The organism is Sphingobacterium thalpophilum, from assembly GCF_038396785.1.
In the GTDB taxonomy this organism is placed as follows: Bacteria; Bacteroidota; Bacteroidia; order Sphingobacteriales; family Sphingobacteriaceae; genus Sphingobacterium; species Sphingobacterium thalpophilum_A.
The window spans coordinates 603,867-624,448 of the sequence record NZ_CP151087.1 but is presented as its reverse complement, the minus strand read 5'-3'; the positions used below and the strand labels follow the sequence as shown (position 1 = coordinate 624,448).

Annotated in this window: 21 protein-coding genes and 1 pseudogene; 15 read left to right on the top strand and 7 right to left on the bottom strand. The window is 42.3% G+C overall.

Annotation, left to right across the window (positions count from 1 at the left end; genetic code table 11):
* The first annotated feature begins 9 nt into the window (after positions 1-9).
* Positions 10-216 (top strand): hypothetical protein, encoded by a 207-nt coding sequence (locus tag AACH28_RS02900; RefSeq protein WP_046676320.1) that lies wholly within the window; start codon positions 10-12, stop codon positions 214-216.
* A 52-nt stretch (positions 217-268) separates the two neighbouring features.
* Positions 269-2,389 carry a mechanosensitive ion channel domain-containing protein gene (locus AACH28_RS02895; RefSeq protein WP_341832190.1) on the top strand — a complete coding sequence of 707 codons (2,121 nt, stop codon included), beginning with the start codon at positions 269-271 and terminating at the stop codon, positions 2,387-2,389.
* Between the two features lie 6 nt (positions 2,390-2,395).
* Here AACH28_RS02895 and AACH28_RS02890 read toward each other — a convergent pair whose 3' ends face one another.
* Together AACH28_RS02890 and AACH28_RS02885 are read right to left on the bottom strand one after the other, a co-directional pair.
* Positions 2,396-2,896, bottom strand: a complete 501-nt coding sequence (locus AACH28_RS02890; RefSeq protein ID WP_286769021.1) for a hypothetical protein — start codon at positions 2,894-2,896, stop codon at positions 2,396-2,398.
* Between the two features lie 76 nt (positions 2,897-2,972).
* Positions 2,973-3,581: a DUF4142 domain-containing protein gene (locus AACH28_RS02885; protein WP_286769022.1), complete on the bottom strand. Its 609-nt coding sequence runs from the start codon at positions 3,579-3,581 to the stop codon at positions 2,973-2,975.
* A gap of 465 nt (positions 3,582-4,046) precedes the next feature.
* Between AACH28_RS02885 and AACH28_RS02880 the strand changes: the two genes are divergently transcribed.
* Positions 4,047-4,700: a response regulator transcription factor gene (locus AACH28_RS02880; protein WP_341832189.1), complete on the top strand. Its 654-nt coding sequence runs from the start codon at positions 4,047-4,049 to the stop codon at positions 4,698-4,700.
* A 63-nt stretch (positions 4,701-4,763) separates the two neighbouring features.
* Here the strand turns inward: AACH28_RS02880 and AACH28_RS02875 are convergent, their stop codons facing one another.
* Complete coding sequence (locus tag AACH28_RS02875) at positions 4,764-5,153, bottom strand: hypothetical protein (RefSeq protein ID WP_341832188.1); 390 nt, start codon at positions 5,151-5,153, stop codon at positions 4,764-4,766.
* Between the two features lie 262 nt (positions 5,154-5,415).
* On the opposite strand from AACH28_RS02875, the gene AACH28_RS02870 reads away from it, so the two are divergent.
* From AACH28_RS02870 to AACH28_RS02860, 3 genes are all read left to right on the top strand, one after another.
* Positions 5,416-6,006, top strand: a complete 591-nt coding sequence (locus tag AACH28_RS02870) for a ferritin-like domain-containing protein (RefSeq protein WP_341832187.1) — start codon at positions 5,416-5,418, stop codon at positions 6,004-6,006.
* A gap of 51 nt (positions 6,007-6,057) precedes the next feature.
* Positions 6,058-6,288, top strand: coding sequence for a hypothetical protein (locus AACH28_RS02865; RefSeq protein WP_046676326.1), 231 nt, complete (start codon positions 6,058-6,060; stop codon positions 6,286-6,288).
* 160 nt (positions 6,289-6,448) lie between these two features.
* Positions 6,449-7,366 (top strand): SDR family oxidoreductase, encoded by a 918-nt coding sequence (locus tag AACH28_RS02860; RefSeq protein WP_341832186.1) that lies wholly within the window; start codon positions 6,449-6,451, stop codon positions 7,364-7,366.
* 70 nt (positions 7,367-7,436) lie between these two features.
* Here AACH28_RS02860 and AACH28_RS02855 read toward each other — a convergent pair whose 3' ends face one another.
* Positions 7,437-7,928 carry a low affinity iron permease family protein gene (locus AACH28_RS02855; RefSeq protein ID WP_341832185.1) on the bottom strand — a complete coding sequence of 164 codons (492 nt, stop codon included), beginning with the start codon at positions 7,926-7,928 and terminating at the stop codon, positions 7,437-7,439.
* Between the two features lie 68 nt (positions 7,929-7,996).
* Positions 7,997-8,769: pseudogene (locus tag AACH28_RS02850) on the bottom strand (SDR family oxidoreductase).
* 218 nt (positions 8,770-8,987) lie between these two features.
* On the opposite strand from AACH28_RS02850, the gene AACH28_RS02845 reads away from it, so the two are divergent.
* Positions 8,988-10,502, top strand: a complete 1,515-nt coding sequence (locus tag AACH28_RS02845) for an FAD-dependent oxidoreductase (RefSeq protein ID WP_341832184.1) — start codon at positions 8,988-8,990, stop codon at positions 10,500-10,502.
* Between the two features lie 23 nt (positions 10,503-10,525).
* Here AACH28_RS02845 and AACH28_RS02840 read toward each other — a convergent pair whose 3' ends face one another.
* The gene (locus AACH28_RS02840; RefSeq protein WP_286751832.1) at positions 10,526-11,404 is read right to left on the bottom strand and encodes an AraC family transcriptional regulator; all 879 of its coding nucleotides are present in this window, start codon (positions 11,402-11,404) and stop codon (positions 10,526-10,528) included.
* A 186-nt stretch (positions 11,405-11,590) separates the two neighbouring features.
* Between AACH28_RS02840 and AACH28_RS02835 the strand changes: the two genes are divergently transcribed.
* From AACH28_RS02835 to AACH28_RS02805, 7 genes are all read left to right on the top strand, one after another.
* Complete coding sequence (locus tag AACH28_RS02835) at positions 11,591-12,019, top strand: L-rhamnose mutarotase (RefSeq protein ID WP_286767553.1); 429 nt, start codon at positions 11,591-11,593, stop codon at positions 12,017-12,019.
* 45 nt (positions 12,020-12,064) lie between these two features.
* Complete coding sequence (locus tag AACH28_RS02830) at positions 12,065-13,111, top strand: alpha-L-fucosidase (protein ID WP_341832183.1); 1,047 nt, start codon at positions 12,065-12,067, stop codon at positions 13,109-13,111.
* A 48-nt stretch (positions 13,112-13,159) separates the two neighbouring features.
* On the top strand, positions 13,160-14,380 hold the full coding sequence (locus AACH28_RS02825) for an enolase C-terminal domain-like protein (RefSeq protein ID WP_341832182.1): 1,221 nt from the start codon (positions 13,160-13,162) through the stop codon (positions 14,378-14,380).
* A gap of 9 nt (positions 14,381-14,389) precedes the next feature.
* A complete protein-coding gene (locus tag AACH28_RS02820) occupies positions 14,390-16,033 on the top strand; it encodes a sodium:solute symporter (RefSeq protein WP_341832181.1) in 1,644 nt (547 codons plus the stop codon).
* Positions 16,034-16,090: 57 nt separating this feature from the next.
* Entirely contained in the window at positions 16,091-16,861 is a 771-nt protein-coding gene (locus tag AACH28_RS02815) for an SDR family oxidoreductase (protein ID WP_341832180.1), read from the top strand.
* A 99-nt stretch (positions 16,862-16,960) separates the two neighbouring features.
* Complete coding sequence (locus tag AACH28_RS02810; RefSeq protein WP_341832179.1) at positions 16,961-18,127, top strand: alpha-hydroxy acid oxidase; 1,167 nt, start codon at positions 16,961-16,963, stop codon at positions 18,125-18,127.
* 384 nt (positions 18,128-18,511) lie between these two features.
* The gene (locus AACH28_RS02805; protein ID WP_341832178.1) at positions 18,512-19,171 is read left to right on the top strand and encodes a DUF6266 family protein; all 660 of its coding nucleotides are present in this window, start codon (positions 18,512-18,514) and stop codon (positions 19,169-19,171) included.
* Between the two features lie 101 nt (positions 19,172-19,272).
* Here the strand turns inward: AACH28_RS02805 and AACH28_RS02800 are convergent, their stop codons facing one another.
* The gene (locus AACH28_RS02800) at positions 19,273-19,443 is read right to left on the bottom strand and encodes a hypothetical protein (protein ID WP_341832177.1); all 171 of its coding nucleotides are present in this window, start codon (positions 19,441-19,443) and stop codon (positions 19,273-19,275) included.
* A gap of 132 nt (positions 19,444-19,575) precedes the next feature.
* Here AACH28_RS02800 and AACH28_RS02795 point away from each other — a divergent pair, with 132 nt between their 5' ends.
* Positions 19,576-20,469, top strand: coding sequence for an IS1595 family transposase (locus AACH28_RS02795; protein WP_341831316.1), 894 nt, complete (start codon positions 19,576-19,578; stop codon positions 20,467-20,469).
* The last annotated feature ends 113 nt before the right edge of the window (positions 20,470-20,582 follow it).

Here is a 20,582-nt window from a genome sequence, read left to right as displayed (position 1 = left end):
TCAAAACATATGAAAAAGATTAGTTTATTGATATTGGCAATCCTTGGACTATGGGGATGCGGCAATAGCAGCAATAAAGGCAATCAGGCAAACGGCAGCTATGATTCCTCCAATACACCCGATGATGGGCAGGTTGGTGTTGGTATAAATGACTCGCTTGGCCGGGACAGCACCGATTCTTTGCAGCGGCAGCCTTCTCCGGCTAAACCCGATTAAACATAAAGACAAATTTAAAACGTAAAAGATTATGGGCCCAATAATTTGCGCCATGCTAAGGCTAAGCTTGGTCATCCAGCTTAGCCTATTTTTTTATACGGTGCACGCACAAAAGGCCGATTCTGTTCAGCGATCGAAGGATTCGGTCAGTATTCTTGATTCGTTGCCGAGTAATCCACTGGCCTCGGCGAGAAACTTTTTGGAACAATGGCGTGAGCAGGTTGATCGTTATTATACTGGATTGGACAGTGTAAAGCGAGGAGTCGCCTGGCAGCGGCCGGATGATGGTCGGCTCGTGCCCAGTCAAGTACAGCAGTATATCAGCCTGGTTAAACCCGCTGTGCATGATCTACAGGGAAAAGTTACGGTGTTGCGCAAGCAAACGGTGCCCCAGGACTCCACGGCCAACTCATGGCGGGCGGTGCAAGATAGTGCCGCAACACTAGAACGTGATATTGAATCGTTCCTGTTGGACATGCAAGACCTTGGCGACAAGGCCGAGCAGCAGCAGAATGTGACTCAGGCAGCGCAAGAAGGAACCTTTTGGTATCACTGGAAAAGTATAATACAAAAGAACTTGGAGCAGGATGGACTATCGCAGCGTTACTACGATAGTGCCTGGGATGGTCGTTTCCTCCTTATCCTACTGAGCCTTATTTATTTTTATTGGCTTTATCAGATGCGCAGACGTGCCATAGGGGCCGAAGAGACATTGCCCTTACATCGCAATCAACCGTGGTGGATTCCTGTCCTCAAGTTTGCGGTCTTTTTCCTTATTCTCCTGCCACTGACTTCCCTTAGAATCCCCGTGATCGTGCTCGAATTGAGCTATCTGCTTATTTTCGGCTTTCTATATCTTTTGATTCGCCCGGAGTTATCCAATCAGCATCTGAAGATGATGCAGTATGTATTTTTTTATTATCTATTGGTACTTGCCAGCAATCTAGTGCTGGATACAGGTTGGATGTCGCGAATTATTGTCATGTTGATCAATTTATCGGGTATTTGCCTGCTTTGGCACCTCGGGCGGAAGGTCGACGGAAAAATACCTTTTGATTATCTGCGCCCCTTTTCACGATGGTTACTGCTAATTATCAGTATGGCAGCCATTATATTTAATCTGTTTGGTTTTCTAAATCTGGCCCGTACATCCAGTATCGCTGGAGCTGTAGGGCTATTGCAAGCATTCTCCCTGCATGCATTCCGCGACATGCTGTCTCATGATTTACTCAACTCTTATGAAAATTCGAAAGAAGACCGTTTTATAAATCGCTTTGATAAGCAGAAGATACTTGCCGCACTCCGTCGTATTATTGGCCTATTTGCGGGTATATTGGTCATTATTATCTGGGCCAACACCTTGCATATCACAAGTGAAATTCGTCGACTTGGGGATCGCTTGTTAAATAATACCCACACCATTGGTGGTGTTAATTATACGTATGGCGATGTGCTTTTAGCATTTGCAGTCATATGGACAGCAAATTGGATACAAAAAAATTTAAAAGACCTTCTTGATCAGCCCGACGCGAAAAAAAATCAGCGTCGAACAGCCTTATTACCGCTCGTGCGTGTTGTCATTTTTATTGTTGGCTTCCTCATAGGAATACGTATTCTGGGGTTGGGAGTTGACAAGCTGACCGTCATTGTCGGTGCATTAAGTGTGGGGATAGGTTTAGGCCTGCAGAATATTATCAACAATTTTGTTTCAGGTGTGATTTTGGTATTTGAACGTCCGTTTAAAGTGGGAGATTATGTGGAACTTGCTGATAAAAAAGGGCAGGTCATGCAGGTGGGTATCCGATCGAGCACCTTATTAACAGACCAAGGGGCCCAAGTTATTATACCAAATGGAGATCTCCTTTCCGGTCGCCTGGTCAACTGGACGTTCGAAGAATCGGATATCCGTCTGAATCTTCAGTTGACCATCGTTACGGCACGCAGCATCGAAGAGTGGAAAAAGTGGTTGGAAGATACCATTACTAGCTTTAAGGAGATCGACAGAAGCCTGCCCATGAAGATTTTAACAAAGGATATTACAGCCGATGCCTATGTTGTATCAATTCAGGTAGGTATACAGAACGTGCGACAGATTGAATGGTTTAGGAGTAAGTTTCTTGAGCAAGTTAAAGCCGAAGCCGCACTTCATGATTCAAAAGTTACCTCGGCTTAAACAAAATTAGTTACTTCCCGAACGATAATAGATCCAACCTTGCAACTGTTCTAATTGATTTGGTATTTTCAGATCTACGAGGGTATTCATTCCGAGTTCTTGGGATAATTTTCCGAATGCATCTAGTTCATGGACTGGGTAGAATATCGCGTGTTCATTGGGCATGTCTACATTTCCCTGTAAAAAACGGTAGCCCTCGGCATGTAGATTATCGATAAAGGTGTCGGTAACAGCCGCTAGGTAATGCATCATTTTATTAATCCAGGTAAGTTCATCTTTAACCCGCATCGGATAGTGTTCATGCACAAAATCGAGGATCAGTTGTTCGCCCTCCATATCCCAGCCGTCGCGAATCATCGCTAGCCCCATGGAGCGCACTTCTTCCTGATAAAAATCCCGTCCATAGCTCATTTTTATTTCGCCTGCAATAGGGCTTTCTTCAATTTTGGCACGTAGCGCCATTTGTCTATTAAGGAGTTCGTGTATGTAGTCGAATGTCTGTTCCATGTGATGTAAGAAATAGCGAAGGACAGAGCCGTAATGGCTTTGTCCTCCGGAGTGAATTATTGGAAAAAATATGTTGTTATTTTAATGTCGGTTTTGGTACCTTATTCTTGATTGCTGGGGATGGCGCATTTGGTGTAATGGGCATGTCACTTATCGAAGGATCTGAAGGTTGCCAATTTTTAAGCTGATCAAGGTGCTTTTCGAACGCCGGAATTTTATCGGTGGCAAATTTCTTCAGGTCAGCATCTGTAATTGCTGTGCCTGCGCTTGCATCTTTGAAAAGTGAAATTGCATCTTGATGGCTCTTAACCATCAGATCAGTGTAAACGCGGTCAAAATTGGCTGTGTCGGCCTTATTGAGTTGGTCGATCATGGCTTTATAATTTTGATCGTCACTCGTACGCAGCTGCCAATTTTTATTTTTTACAATGGTCGATAGTTCATTTCCTGCAGCGGTATGGTCATCAGTGATCATCTGTGCATATTGTTTGATCGTTGGGTTTTGCGATTTAGCAAGAGCAATGCTTGCCGCCTGCAGTTCGAAATTGTTGCTGGCCGTGGCTTTGCTGGCAAAGTCCAGATCTCCAGACTGTGGCTGAGCGGGATTACTGTCTTGCGCCTGAACGAAAACTATACAGGCGAGGGTGGCTAGTAATATTCCCAGGGTTTTTAAAATGATTTTCATGATACTATTATTTAAATGTTAACGATTTTTTCTGTTTCGCGTATTATTTCCCTTTCTTCTATAATTGATGACGATATAGGATGCTAAGAAAATAAAGACGATGCCAATAATGATGGATGTAAACATATGTTCTTCTTTCGTTGTGTTTTCAAGTGAACAGCGGCGAGGAAGGTAGCGTTTGAAAAGAGCCTATTTTGCGTATTTAAAGCAAAAATTGTGGTGCTTACGCACACATATCGTACTAATTCCCTCGTGGAAGAATAGCGCGATTTCAATTATTTATATGCTCTAGCAGAGACATCTCTCACGCCTTTCCAGAAAAAAGAATGCGGCGGCGGTCAAAATCTTTCCGTTGATGTTATGTATGCATTTGCCAAGAGCTATTTTTTTTAAAACATTTTTGGCTTGAAAGCTGTTTCGTTCAAAAATCAATCACTAAACGAAAAAGAAAGAAAACAGATAGCTATGACACAGTTGCTTTTGGTAGATGACCATACGTTAGTACGATCCGGTTTCCAATTAATATTAGAGGCGCAAGAAGATATAACTGTAATTGCGGGGATGGAGAATGGTCAAAAAGCCCTGGAATTTCTCAAGGGAGCCAAACCGGACATCATCCTGACTGTTATCCATATGGAGGTAATGGATGGCATTCAGTTTATACAAGAAGTAAAAAAACATTATCCAGCCATAAAAATCATTGTTTTATCTATGGAAGACAATATCCAGATTGTTCAGGAGGTTTTAAATCTTGGCGCTGATGGCTATTTATCGAAAGATTCCAATGTAGAAGAGATTTTATTCGGAATTCAGCAGGTAAAACGTGGGCAACAATATATCAGTGCAGCATTAAGTATTGATTTGATCCGAAACTTATCAAAGTATGCGCAGTTGGATATTGATCGTACAGCAATAATGGCACGATACGACATCTCTGAACGCGAACTGTCTGTATTGGAATTGATTGCGGAAGGACATACAAATGCGGAAATAGCTGATCAAATTTTTTTGAGCAAAAGGATCGTGGAGGGCCATCGGCAGCAATTAATTGAGAAAACGGGTTCGAAGAATACGGCGGGACTTGTCCGTTTTGGTTTTCAGAAAAAGTTATTAAGATAGGATAGGGCGCAATGAACCCCGACACTGGAAAAAGAGCGGGGTTCTTCTGTTTTTTTGTCCACGTTATAGGGGTGTTGCATCTAAATCAGAAGGTGTTGTCACCGGTTGCGTAGGCAGCCCTTCCGCATCATTAGCACCCTCGTTTTCATCTCTTTCATCTTCTTCTGAAAATTCATCTTCACCTGCTGAACCAATTTCCTCATCGAAACCGAAATCATCCTGGCGGGGTATTTCAGGTTCTTCTGCATCAACTGCGAAGTCTAATTCTTCATCCGTTTCCAAATCTTCCTGATCAATTTCGGGTTCCTGATCCGGTGTATTTTCCGGTAGTTCTTCTTCATGCTCTTCCGGAATATCGTTCGGTAGATTTTGGGGGCCTGATTGTGCTACAATCGCTAAAGCGAGGATGGCCATACCTGGACGGACATCCTGAACTGTACATTTTTTATTCATACTGCGTTTAATTTATAATCGTTTGTTGATGAACCACTGTTGTTGCCAGATCGTTAACTGTGTTAGTACGCATTGTCATATGATTTGTACGTTAATTATAGCGTTGTTGTTCGCTATCATTTAAATTTTTGAAAAACGTGTTTTTACTTATAAAATGTGGTATATGCGTGATTTGCAGGATTTACACAGTTCTGGCGAACGAAAAAAGTTTGAGAGCTGTTTATTTGACGAACCGCTCGTTTGAGCATAAAAACTTAGTATTATGGCAACAACAATAGCAACAGCAGAAAAAAGTAAAACAAGCACAAAATCAGGTAACACTTCAAACGCTAATTCAGAAGGAAAAAAAGTACCTGCCGAAGCGGGGGCAGCGAAGGATCTAGCCGAATTATTTGAGGATGGATTAAAGGATATTTATTGGGCAGAAAAAGCGCTGACGAAAGCACTTCCTAAGATGGAGAAAAATGCAAGTTCAGAACAATTAAAATCTGCTATTATTAAACATCTGACAGAAACGGAAACACATGTGGATCGCCTAGAGCAATGTTTTGAGCTTATCGGAGTGAAAGCAAAAGCCGAAAAATGCGAAGCTATGGCGGGGCTACTTGAAGAGGCGGAAAGCCTTATGAAAGAAACAGAAGCTGGATCTGTCCGCGATGCAGCAATTATTGCTGCCGCCCAAAAGGTGGAGCATTACGAAATTGCCACTTATGGCACATTGGCGGCTTTTGCGAAAGTGTTAACACATAAGGATGCCTTAAAATTACTACTTGAAACACTGGGTGAAGAAAAGAAATGTGATGAAGATCTTAGCGCGCTGGCCGATACAAATCTCAATTCAAAAGCTGAATAAGTGTACAATAGACCTAGCGTGAACACTATTAAAAAATCAAAAATTTAAGTTATGGCATTAAATACAGGAAACGAAGGTGAAATCACCAAAAAGATAGAAGATCAAACTTCTAAACTACCATCCACCGTATTTTTAGGCGCAGCATTGCTGGCGATGGGTGTATCTGCCGCATTAAAATGCATGTCGAACGATAAAAACGCCCTATTTGTAGGCCAATGGGCTGCACCGTTCCTTCTATTGGGCATCTATAACAAGATTGTGAAAACTGAAGGACATGATTAACGTGCATTTTTTGTAAAAACACATCTGTGGAATAAATATAAAAGGCTCAATTTCATTGGGCCTTTTCCAAAAACGAAAAAAGCTATGAAGTATTCAGATAATATGGGAAGAAGAGCTGCTATCGGTAAAATAGGTTCTGGAATCTTGGCATTGAGTATCATTGGAAGTCCCGATCGCTCAGCGGGCCAAACCCAAGACAGACCGGTCAATCCGGTTAAAGAATACCCAAAACCGCCGTTCAAGAGCCAGTCTCAACCTTGGCCTGGACTCTGCAGTGAAATGGAGCCCCGGCCGGATCATGGCGAGGATAGTTATAAAAGGATCAGGAAGGCTCCAAGGGCGCAAAGCATTGATCACCGGGGGCGATTCGGGAATGGGACGTGCAGCAGCTATCGCTTACGCACGAGAAGGGGCCGACGTTGCCATCAACTATTTGCCCGAGGAAGAGAAAGATGCGAAGGAAGTCATCGCTTTGATAAAAGCGGCGGGCCGAAAGGCAGTCGCTATTCCGGGAGATCTCCGTAAAGAAGAGTTTTGTATTCGGCTGATTGAGGACGCCGTACTTCAACTCGGCGGTCTGGATATTTTGGTCAGCAACGCGGCGCGGCAGCAGACAAAACCATCGATATTGGATATCACCACTGCGGAATTTGATGCCACGATGAAAACCAATATTTATGCACCTTTCTGGCTTATTAAGGCAGCCTTGCCTCATCTTAAACCTGGAGCTGTAATTATCGGTACAACATCGGTACAGGCCGCAGACCCCTCGGAAGATTTGTATGACTACGCACAGACAAAAGCTGCGACCACCAACTATATTCGGTCATTGGCCAAGCAGCTTGGTCCAAAGGGTATACGGGTCAATGGCGTGGCTCCCGGTCCAATTTGGACTGCACTACAGGTGAGTGGTGGTGCTACGCAGGAAAAGCTGGTGAATTTCGGAGGTGATACCCCCATGGGACGTCCGGGGCAACCCGCCGAACTTGCTTCAATCTATGTGCAATTGGCTGCGGCAGACGCAAGTTATGCGAACGGACAAATTTATGGGGCCGCGGGCGGCGGTGGACAGCCCTAAAAATTAGCGATTACAGCATGACAAAAAAAATCCCCTTCAAGGGGATTTTTTATCATCAATAAGCTGAATACTAGTCCGTGGTGTTCGGTCTTTTATCTGCTGAGCGGTTGTGTTTTTCTTTTTGAACCTTTACTTTATAATCATGGTTTTCCTTTGCGGCATCTATAGAGTGTGTGCAGGTGAGAACCCTTTCTTCCAGAGCGAGCTTCGCCACGTGCGCATAAAACTTAGCGAGCTGATCCAATTCCTCTTCACTTAAGTCTTCCAGATTGACCATTCGGTTGCTTGTGCCTTCATGGGACGCTATCAGTTCATTGAGTTTCAGGTGGATTGCTTTGGAATCCTTGTTTTGGGATTTTTGAATGAGAAATACCATTAGAAAAGTAACAATGGTCGTACCTGTATTGATGACCAGTTGCCAGGTTTCAGAATAATTGAATATGGGGCCGCTCACGGCCCAGATGATCACCGTCGAAGTTGCGATAATAAATGCGGCTGAACTACCGGTGGCATGCGTTGCCCAGTTTGAGAATCGTTCAAACAAGTTTTTCTTTTTTCTCATGACACAAATTTTTTTAAGGACGTTCAACTAAGTGGAATTGTTTTCTTGTTGATAAAATCGCAGATGACTTATATGATTTGTCTCAAAGGTTTAACCTGTGTATGCACGATGGAAGTGCGTAGTGGTTGAGATAGGATATAAGCTATGGTACGCGCGATATCTTCGGCATAGAGCATTTCTAAATGATCAATTTTTTCCTGCTGCTCCTCCGGTGAAAAAGGTTGCATATCTGTTCCAACTGATCCAGGTTCAACAAGCGACACCTGGATACCCTTGGGATTGGCTTCCTTCCGTAACGATTCTGTAAATGCTTGAATACCTCCTTTCGAGCAGACATAGACAGAACTCTGCGCTTCGCGTACATCTGCACTCATTGATCCGACATTGAGGATATGTCCTGTTCCGCGGGGTTCCATCCGTAACAACGCGGCTTGGGTACAAGCCAAATAGGCCAGCACATTCGTGCGAAGGAGGTAGGCCTGATCCGAATAACTTCCGTCCTTAACCGACTGAAAGGCTATAGCCGCATTATTGATGAGAATATCCAAACGGTCATATTGTTCGTCAAATGTCCTGAGAGCATGTGTATGCCTTCTTCCGTCGCCAGATCTACTACAATCCCTTCCATCTTACCTGTGCATTCCAATTGATTAAAATCACGGAGCGTATCGTCCAACTGGTTTTGATGATGGCCGCAAATTAAAATATCGTTACCCATCGCGGCTAAAAGTAGGGCGGTCGCCCGGCCAATCCCGGTGGTGCCGCCAGTAATAATTATTTTCTTATTTTTTATCCAACTCGGTAAAATGGAGTTGACGTAATCCTTCGCATTTATTTTCATAATGTATATCGTGTTAAAGGTGCAATGAAGCACTTCGTTATTTCATGAAGGAACAGCCTATTTTATACATTGGTTTGGGGGCGCAAAGGAAGACGTACTTCTTCTTTTTTTTACGTATTTAACCGCTAAAACGAAAGTGGAATAGCATGGTTCTTATCTTGGACGTGTTGTATTTGCAATAAAGCAAAGACTGATTCTTTGAATTTAATATAATGACTATGAAGCGTGACGGAACGAACAAGAGCTTTTGGCAGGATGTTGACATTGAAAATTTTTCGACTGACCCTGCCATTTTAGATTTCCATACCATTGTTGTGGGGGCGGGTATAACTGGTGTAACATTGGCCAAGGAACTTCAGAATAGAGGCATAAAATGCCTACTGTTGGACAAGGAGAATCCAGGGTTTGGCACAACCGGAGGAACCACCGCCCATATCAATAACTTTTATGACGCTTCTTACAATGAGATTATTGAAAATTTTGGAAAGGATCCCAATCAGCTGCTTCTGAATGCGACGCTTGAGGTCTTAGATTATATAAAAGATAACATTTCCAAATATTCCATACAGTGTGCATATTCGACATGTGACTTTTTTCTCTTTAGCGCAGAATCTGGACAGAACGAGCAGCTTGAGCAAATTTACGCGGCCCATCAGCAATTGGGATTGCCTACCCATTATGTCGAAACCATACCTTTTGATATACCTTTCGAAAAAGCAATATGCATTGAGGGACAAGCACAATTTCATCCCATGAGATATATTGCGGGCATGATCGAAGCCTATCGTCGTGAGGGCGGCGAAATACTGACGGGTCGAGGAATTGAAACCTATAGCAATGAAGATGGAAGGGTCAAATTGAAGCTGAGTGGAAAAGAGGTTTATACGGCAAAGAATATCATTTGGGCTACCCATGTGCCACCAGGCAAAAACAGATTCAATTTTTTACTGGCACCTTATCGAAGTTACGTCCTGACGTTAAAGCTTCATGGGGAACCTGAAGCATTGGGACAAGCTGCGGATCTGTATGATCCCTACCACTATTTTAGGTATCATCGATCTGATAAAGAACATTACCTTATCGTGGGTGGTTTTGATCATAAAACTGGCGACGACCAACAAACAGAGCAACATTTTGCCGACCTAAAACTTTGGGTTGATCAGCATTTCGACTATGATGAACTTACTGCAAGTTGGTCGTCGCAATATTATGATTCAGCCGATGGCTTACCCTTTATCGGCAGTATGCCAAATGAAAATAATGTGTATATAGCCACCGGTTATGGCGGTAATGGAATGACATTTGGATCAATGGCGTCACTTGTGATCCCTGACTTATTGGAAGGAAAGGAGAATCCGCTGGCTGAACTGCTGTCACCAAGCCGCATCAAACCTGTTGCGAGCGCACAGCAGGTATTATCGGAAGGTGTCAATGCTGCAAAACATTTTATCATGGACAAATTTTCGGCTGAATCGCTGAAGGAGGTCGAAAGCTTACAGCCAGCGGAAGGTAAAATTGTTCACTATAGGGAGAGAAAACTGGCTATTTGTCGGGATATGGAAGGGGAGTTGCATGCTGTAAACTCAGTCTGTCCGCATATGGGGTGTACAGTAAGCTGGAACCCATCCGAAATGTCCTGGGACTGTCCTTGTCATGGTTCACGGTTCGGAATGAATGGAAAGCTTTTGAATGGTCCTGCTAGTGTAGATCTTGGTCGTGTCAATTTTGATTAGTGCAACTTTGTTTTGACGCTTTTCTAACATATCTGGGACTTATATTGGCTTGGCGTGATCCCTTTAATTGATTTGAAAATTTTATTGAAGTTTGAAAGGCTGTTGAAGCCACAGGCATAAGCAATGTGTGTGATTTGATGCTTGTTTTCGACAATCAATCTACAGGATTCACTGATGCGAACCTCATTGACAAATTGGACGAAGGTTTTCTGCGTACGGGATTTGAAATAACGGCAAAAGGAGTGTTTTGACATATTAGCGAGCTGCGCCACTTGATCCAATTGAATTTCTCCGGTATAGTTGTTAAATACGAATTTAAAGATGCTGTCAATTTTACTATTGTCAATAGGGCTATAGTTGTGGGTGTATCCAGCGCTGGAAATGTAATCAAATTCATCTGTCGATAACATCAATTCGATAATCTCTAGTAACAAAATAGTTTTTTCAAAGCCATAATCCAGCTGTACGATCTTTTTTAGCTTTACCTTCAATTGTTCCTTTGTTGCGCCACGGAATAGGAGACCGCGTTTGGAGACTGAAAAGAAGGTTTCGACTTTGTGTGTTTGAAAGAAATGCCCTAAAAGTTTAATCATTAATTTAGGTTCTATATACAAGGCTAAAGAACGGGAAGTTTTTGTCTCCGCAATGGTAGAGCCTGCGCAATTTATAGTGTTATTGTGCCAGACATGTGGCAGATCAGGTCCTACAAAAGTAAGTTCATCGGAAACAAAGTTACTCACATTGTCGCCAATAATCCGCTTTCCCTCACTTTCCACAATATAGGTCATCTGGCAGGCGCTATGAAAATGAAATTCGGTTGAGAAGAATGGGCGTTGCACATCTTTGGTCGCAAAAGTGGTGATAGCTGCACCTTCCAAAATTTTGGCGAAAACAGGTTTCATGTGTTTGGTTATTTTTAAATTAAGAACAGGCAATATAGCCTATTTTGCCTTAAAAATAAGTAAACATGTGTAAAATTGTTAATATAGTGGGAGAAATGAGCAATCTAGCAGTAGTCTCCGTCCTGCTAAGCGCGTAATTTAGTAGTACTATACCACTACGTATAATTATACAATAACGCAGAACTTATGTATCCTAAATTGTATCCTTACATCCTTGTGATCGTCTTGGTCGTACTCTGTACAACAGCCTTCCGGTCTACAGAGAGCAGTCGCTCCGTGACTCGCTATGCATCCATAACAGGATTGAAAGCCGAGAAAGTAGCGTATTATAAAAAGCTTCATGCCAAAGTTTGGCCCACAGTACTTCGAAAGATCAAGGCATGTCATATCCGCAATTATTCTATTTTTTTGAAGGAGATAGATGGTCAATTTTTTCTTTTCAGCTATTTTGAATATGCAGGACAAAATTTCAAGCTTGATATGCAAAAAATGGCTTCCGATCCTGAGACACAGCGCTGGTGGAAGGAAACGGATCCTTGTCAGCAACCCTTGGCCGACGCACAGGAGAAAGGGGAGATTTGGTCTGGTAGGACGGAGGTATTCCATACGGACTAAAGAAATAAAATTAATAAACGCTGTAATAACCAATAGAATGTAACCATGAGAAAAAAAATATTATTTAGTTTGGCACTCGCTGTTTTAGGTATACATGTCGGTGCTCAAACAAAGGCTATTGTACCTGTTCCATCGGTACGGCCCAATGCATATCAGCGGGCGCAGATTGACCGAAAATATGGCATGTTCGTTCATTTTGGCATGAATACATTTCATGATCAGGAGTGGACAGACGGATCTAAACCCGCCAGCACATATGCTCCATCAGCAATTGAGGTTAAACAATGGGTTTCGACAGCAAAGGAAGCCGGGATGAAGTACATGATTTTGGTAACGAAACACCACGAGGGTTTTTGTTTATGGGATAGCAAGTATACGGATTATGATGTAGCGAACTCTTCGAACGCAACAAATGTTGTACTGGAGCTGGCTAAAGAATGCGCCAAACAGGGAATGCGACTCGGCTTGTATTATTCTTTATGGGACCGAAAGCAGAACCCCAATATTAAAGACAGGTCTGCAGATGCAGCCTATAATCAATATATGTTGAACCAGCTCAATGAGCTGGTGGATATGACCAAAAAGTATACGGATATCGTTGAGCTTTGGCTGGATGGAGGCTGGGAAAAAGAGAATTATCGATGGCCCACGCAGGAGATCTATAATTTAATCAAGAAAAAGGTTCCTGGATGTCAAATTGGTATAAACTGGAGCATCGGATCGCCTGAGAATACGGACAAACACATTGTTTTGCCGAAAGACCAGCAGAATTATTACCCAATACGTTATTTTCCAAGTGACTTTAGGCTAGGCGACCCTTATCTTCCGGTCGATCCTGACCCTAAGCTTTTTATGGCACAGGGGCACACTTACTATATGCCTTTTGAGACAACAGTGGTACTTGGAGAACGCTGGTTCTATAATACCACAGACAAGAAGTATAAGTCTTTGGAAGAGCTTGCGGGGATTTATCGGACGGCAACTGCGCAAGACAATATCCTGATCTTAAACGTTGGTCCCAATCGAATGGGACGCATAAAGGATTCGGATGTTGACATTTTACGCAAATTAAAAGAGAAATTAAAGTTATAATTCAAAATAGATTAACCTAAATACTAAAAATAAGCACGTTAAGATTTTATGATAAAGACGTTTGATATTCAGGATCGAAGATTTCCTTTGGCTACAGGTGCAGGCAGTGATGCGATACACAAGGATCCGATCTATTCTTATGCTGTGACTCGATTGGCAGATGATAAGGGGCGCGTAGGCACAGGTCTGGCTTTTACACTGGGAGCAGGAAATGAGCTGGTCTGTCGTGCTGCAGCTTTCTATGCCGAACGATTGAAAGGGATTCCAATTGAAGATCTTATGGCAAATTTTGGTCAATTGTTTAATAAGTTGAGCAACGAACAGCAATTTCGTTGGTTGGGTCCCCATAAAGGTATCGTTCATCTGGCCCTAGCTTCGGTAACAAATGCCTGTTTTGACCTCTGGGCTAAAACGAGAGGAGTTCCACTTTGGAAGCTGTTAACCGACCTCAGCGCTGAAGAGATTGTCAATACGTTGGATCTTTCCTATTTGGAAGATGAGTTTACAAAGGGTGAAGCCATCAGCCTGTTGGAGTCGACTATCTCAACTGGTCATAAAAGAATGGACATTATTGAAAAGGGCTATGCGGGCTACGATACATCAGTAGGCTGGTTTAACTATTCTGATGAAAAAGTACGGGAGAATTGTAAACGTGCTTTAGATAACGGTTTCTCCGCAATGAAACTCAAAGTAGGTAGTGAAGATCCATTACGGGATATCCGTCGTGCGCATATTGTACGGGAGGTTGCGGGTGATGAAGCTAAAGTAATGCTCGATGCGAATCAGCAATGGACGCTACCTCAGGCGCTATCCATCTGTCAAGAGCTTAAGGAGATGAATCCTTTTTGGGTAGAGGAGCCGACACATCCCGACGACATTGTCGGGCATAAACGCTTAGCCGAGCGCATTGCGCCGATAAAAGTTGCCATGGGTGAGCATGTGCCGAACCGCATTTTGTTTAAAAATTACCTTCAAATGGGTGCGGCGGGATTTGTACAGGTGGATGCTGTTCGGGTCGGCGGCGTGAGCGAGTTTATTTCAGTGAGTCTACTTTGTCGGAAATACAATATTCCTGTTGTACCGCATGTCGGTGATATGGGGCAGCTTCATCAGCATCTTGTTTTGTTTAACCATATAAGCCTTGGGCACGAGGCTTTGTTTTTGGAGCATATTCCACACCTAAAGTCTCATTTTGTACATCCTGTGTCTATAGCGAATGGCGTGTACCGTACCCCAATGGATGTGGGAAGCAGTTGTGATTTGTTATAAGTTGACGTTATGTTAGGAAATTTAGATTTAGGTATCGCCATCTTTTATATTGTGTTGATTTTGGTTGTCGGCATATTGGCTGGATCAGGGCGATTTAAGAAAGTGAAGGAAATAAGCGCTGAAGGATATTTTTTGGCTGGAAAGACACTTCGGTGGCCAGCGATTGGGTTGGCGCTTTTTGCAACTAATATTTCAACCGTACATTTGGTTAGTTTGGCACAGAGCGGATTTGATACAGGCTTGCTTAACGGCAACTTTGAATGGATGGCTGCCTTTACTTTAATCTTACTGGCGCTTTTTTTTGTGCCATTTTACCTCAAATCGGGTGTTAGAACTTTGCCTGACTTTCTGGAACGGCGTTATGATCGTTCCAGCAGAGATTGGCTCACGTTTATATCCATACTATCGGCCATTGTTATTCATATCGCTTTTTCGATGTTGGCCGGAGGGATTGTGCTACGAACACTTTTTGGATTTAATATGTATTTGAGTGTTACGGTAATCTGTGTGATAACTGGAATATATACGATATTGGGTGGGCTGCGCGCTGTTGTGGTGACGGAATCTATCCAGACAATTGTGTTGCTTGCAGGGGCTTTTATTATCAGTTTTGCAGCTTTTGACAAGATGGGCGGTTGGATGCCGATGAAAGCTGTTCTGGCGCAGGATAATGCCCTTGATCGTCTTTCTATGCTCCGTGGTAGCAACGATGGAAGTGGAATGCCTTGGTATGCCGTATTGTTTGGCTATCCGATTTTAGGCATCTGGTACTGGTGTGCCGATCAGACCATTGTTCAGCGCGTTTTAGGAGCCAAGGACGAAAACCATGGACGTGTGGGTGCCCTTTTTTGTGGTTTTCTGAAAATTTTGCCTGTATTTATTTTTGTGCTTCCGGGGCTATTTGCGTATACGCTGTTTAAAACAGGTCAATTGGATTTAAGCAGTCTTGGCGTAGACCATCAAGGGCAGGTCAATTCAAAAGGTATCTATACACTCATGATTACGCAACTTTTGCCTTCAGGATTGATCGGTGTGTTGGTAGCGGCGCTCTTATCGGGTTTAATGAGTCAGATATCGGGTGCACTAAATTCGATATCGACCATGGTGAGTTACGATATCTTTAAACAGCGACGTCCTGCTGCTTCCGATGGACAGCTTATTCGTATCGGGAAAATTGCCGCAGTTATTGCCATGGGATTTTCCCTGGCTCTTTTACCACTATTGGATCGCTATGAGAGTATTTTTTATGGCATAAATGATGTGATTGCTCATATTGCACCACCAATAACCTGCGTGTTTCTTTTAGGTGTTTTTTGGAAAGGAGCATCAGCAACAGCTGCAAAACTTACCCTGTGGATAGGTTCTGTTTTGGGGGTTGCCGTATTTTTGCTGAATAAGCTGCTACCTGACTCGTGGGTAGGGCAGACACCATTTATGATGATGGCTTTCTATCTGTTTTTGATCTGTATGTTACTTCAGGTTTTGTTATCGTATAAGTATCCCGTGCAGCATACTGCACAAAGTCGGGATTTGTACTGGAAGAACCCCGTGGATCCACTTCGGGGAAAAGCCTGGTCGGGTATCGGGAATTACCGTATTTTGTCTGCATTGCTGTTAGCTATTGTCGTGATTTTATATGTAATTTTCAACTAATTTTTAATTTGTTCCGATTCTTTGGAACTTGATGCTAAATACAAGAATAATAAAAACGTGAAAACCTTAGAAGATAAAATAATATTGATTACAGGGGGAAGTGCTGGGATCGGTTTGGAATGTGTAAAAGCCTATGTCAAAGCAGGGGCAAAGGTTGCTTTTATTGGTCTCGATCAGGGATCGGTAGATGCTACAGCCGAACTGATCGGTGCGCCACATATCGGTATCTGTGCGGATGTTACGCAAGCCCGCGAAGTTGATTTGGCCATCCAAAAGACTGTTGCTGTTTTTGGGCGGCTGGATGCAATCCATAACAATGCTGGTCTGGCAAGCCCAGCAAAGCCTTTGCATGAAACTACGGACGATGAATGGACAAGATTGCTGGAAACCAACATGAAAAGTGTTCTTCTGACTACACGGTATGGCTATCCTCATTTAAAGGAATCTGCTGGTTGTATTCTAAATACGAGCAGTTTAGTAGGGGATATTGGACAGGAGAACCATGCGGCATATGCTGCCACAAAGGGTGCTATCAACGCGTTGACAAAATCTATGGCGATAGATTATGCACCTGTCGGTATACGTCTCAATTCGGTTATGCCTGCAGCTGTTATGACACCCATGCTCAACAAATGGACACTGGAGCAAGCACATCCAACACAGGTTTTTGACTTTTTGAAAGATATTCATTTGCTGGGATACTGTCCTGAGGGCGATGTCATTGCCGATGCCTGTGTGTTTCTACTGTCAAACCGCGCACGCTTTATCACAGGGGTGAATCTACCTGTAAGTGGTGGTGCTGAATTGGGGTATCGCAGAAATGTATGACAGATTTTTTTATATTAGCTACAATTAGCTTGCATTTGAAATGCAATTTTTCTAAGTTTGGCGCGCAGTCATAGGCTGTTTATAAATAATACATCAATCATGAGCCAGAAATTTATATATAATACACGTTATCCTTCTGTTGAAGATCTAAAGATTAAAGCGAAGAAAAGGATTCCCCGATTTGCATTTGATTATCTGACCGGAGGAGCAAATGAAGAATTGAACCTTGCCAGAAATGAGAATGATTTTGATAATATTCTGTTGAAGCCGCAATATCTGCTTGCGAGTGAAGAAATAGACTTATCTGTAGAATTATTCGGTCGTCGTTACAGTGCACCTTTTGGTGTCTCGCCTATTGGACTTCAGGGATTGATGTGGCCGAATGCGCCGGAAATTCTTGCGAAAGCGGCAGCAAAAAATGATATTCCCTATATTTTGAGTACAGTATCAACAAGTAGTATTGAACGTATTGCCGAGGTATCTGATGGGAAAGCCTGGTTTCAGCTCTATCATCCTACGGAAAACAGGTTGCTTGATGATATTATTAAACGTCTGGAGGCTGTTGAATGTCCCGTATTGGTGGTTCTGGTGGATGTACCTGCTTTTGGACTACGTTATCGTGAAATAAAAAGCGGATTGTCTATGCCGCCTAAAATGAGTATCGCCAATATCTTACAAACCTTTGCCTGCCCGACTTGGGGGATAGAAACATTAAAGCATGGAATTCCTTCTTTTGCAACATTGAAGCCTTACATGGAAAAGGGACTTGATTTAGCGCAGCTGGGACAGTTTATGAACAGAACATTTACAGGTAAAGTTGATGTTGAGAAAATTAAAGCTATTCGGGATCTTTGGAAAGGGCCCTTAGTGCTTAAAGGGATTGCCACCGATGAAGATATGCAGGCTGCCATCGCATTGGGTGTTGATGGAGTCATTGTATCAAATCATGGTGGACGACAGCTCGATGCAAGTGAATCTTCGATCAATTCATTGATCCACTTGGCGAGCAACCCAGAATATAAAAAGAAGATAAAAATCATGTTAGATGGTGGTATTCGATCGGGGGTTGACCTTGCGCGCGCACATGCAGTTGGATCAGATTTCAATTTTATGGGAAGACCATTTATGTATGGCGTTGGCGCATTGGGCAATGAAGGTGGGGAGCATACAATCAATATGTTTAAGACGCATTTGTTTCAAGTTATGAAGCAATTGAGTCTTTCAAAGATTGAAGATTTTCCAAAACGTCTGCAGGCTGTCCTTTAACTGCAGCAGTAGGTCGAGTTTTCGATCCAGCGTTGGGGTGGCAATCAGGCCTACGATAAAAAGAAGAAGATGTCTCTTATGTTTGTATTAAGCAAATGTAGGAGACATTTTTTTTGCTTTATAGGTTCGCAGGAAAGGTCATCTGCTTTTACCTTTTCTCCTTTAGTTTTTAGATGCAACAGATGGTAGCCAAATTTTACTGTTAAACAGTGCTTATTCAGTGCTCGTTCAGTGCTTATTCAGTGCTTGCTCAGTGTCGACTGAATAAACAGTGACTAATTACTGTCTAAGTATTGATTGAAAACTGTTATTTATTATAATTTGGTATGCTTATGTTTCCGTATTAATGTTTATCTTTATTATCTATAACATATTCAATCAATTATGGCAATCATCAAAAATGGTGTAAATGGAACTGTTTCCGGGAAAGCAGGTTCTGTTGTATTTGTGTCGACTAAAACGGGAAATTATGTACGATCTCTCCCTAGCGTTAAAAAACGGGAGCCGACTCCTGAGCAATTGCTGAGTAGAAAACGCTTCAAAATTGTGAGGTCACATATTAGCCAATTAAAACCGATCATCAATATGGGGTATAAAGCGTACAGCTATCCTAAACGGGCATACGATGTCGCGATGTCTTATAATTTGAACGAAGCACTTATCCGGGAAGAAGACGGTTTTGTGATTGATTGGCCGAAATTTAAGATTGCCAAAGGAAGCCCCAATCCCATTACTTCCTACACAATGGATTTCGATCAAGAAAATCAAGTGCTTCAGGTCACCTGGGAATTTGATGCCTATCTGGAGGAAAAGTTTGACACGGGATCTTATGATTCGTTCTTAATCCTATATAATGCAGCGGATAACGGAGGTGAATATCCAATTGTGACAAACGAGTTGAAAAGCAGCTTAATGTCTGGCAAACAAAATGTTGAAATTCCAAAACATAGAAAGGAAGCGACCTATGAGGTATATATCTTTTTTATCGAGAGTTATGGTGGAGGTAATACAGACAGCCTGCACTTGGGTACGCTAAAGGTTTGAGTATAAATAGGGATGACACGATCCTGTATTATAAAATTGCAAAAAAGGAAGAGGCAATCCACATGGATAGCCCCTTCCTTTTGTTTACTGTTGTAAATAGTTTACCAGTCGATATTTCTATTACCTGTTGATCCTACTTCCCATTGTTCGTTTACTTTACCGCTGTTGGCATCTTCTGGTCTGGCGTAGGCCGAACCAGCTGCAATACCTTGCTCAAGTTCGATTGTCGTTGTATTAATTTTGGGGGCGATGTATGCTAATTTCTTTTCCATATTATCTATTTTTATCTTGCTGTTTCTTTATGTTATACGCAGCAAGTTTTAGTTTTTCAGATTATTGATCTATTGACCTATCCTTTTGCTAAATAATTTAGTTTTCTTATCTTTAGGTGATTAAATTTAGGTATGGTAGGCAATAAAGAAAAAGAGTTGAGTTTGTTCGATTTTCAGTCGCAATTTAGCAGTGATGCTGATTGTTTAGCTTATTTATCGGCTTTGAAATGGCAAGATGGTTACAAATGTAAGAAATGTGGTTACGGGAGTTTTTGCAAGGGAATAAAAGAGCATGACCGTCAGTGCAATCGCTGCCGTTATTTGGAATCTCCTACAGCAGGCACCCTATTCCATAAGGTTAAGTTTCCTTTAGTTAAAGCCTTTTACGCAGTATACTTCATAAGTACAAACAAAAAGGGTATTGCCAGTACCGAGCTTGGCAGGAAGTTAGGGATCAAGCAAAAAGTAGCATGGTTATTCAAACGCAAAGAGATGAAAGCGATGGAGAGCAGCGGTAAATTTCCTTTGCGTGGAGTTGTGGAAGTTGACGAAACATTTGTTGGCGGTCAGGATGAAAATTCCAAAGGACGTAAAAAAGGAAAGAAGAAGCTTGTGGTGGTTGCTATAGAAAAGAAAGGCAACGGAGTTTCGCGCTTTTACGCCAAGGTGATAGACAAAGCCGATGCGATCAACTTAGGTAGCTTCATGAAGCAAAACATAGAGCCACAGGCTAAGGTGACCACCGACAAATGGACAGGTTATAAGCCGATATTGAAAGATTTCGAAAATATGGAGCGTGTCAAATCTGGTAAGAAAGGTGAGAACTTCCCAGAACTACACAGGGTTATCATGACCTTTAAAAGCTGGTTGAGAGGAATGTACCATCACGTTGGAGATCTACAGGAATATATTAATGAATATACCTATCGATTCAACAGAAGTTTTATGAAAGGGAATATTTTTGACAACCTAGTATATCGGATGATCTGCCATAAACCAGAACAATATAATATGATTATTGCTTAAAGGAATAGGTCAAATATTTTATTTTGTTACTGCTCACTTCATGTGCAGCAGATACAAAACAGGCAAATTTTGCTACTGTTACAGAATGCTATTTCCGCTTGAGAAGATTGATT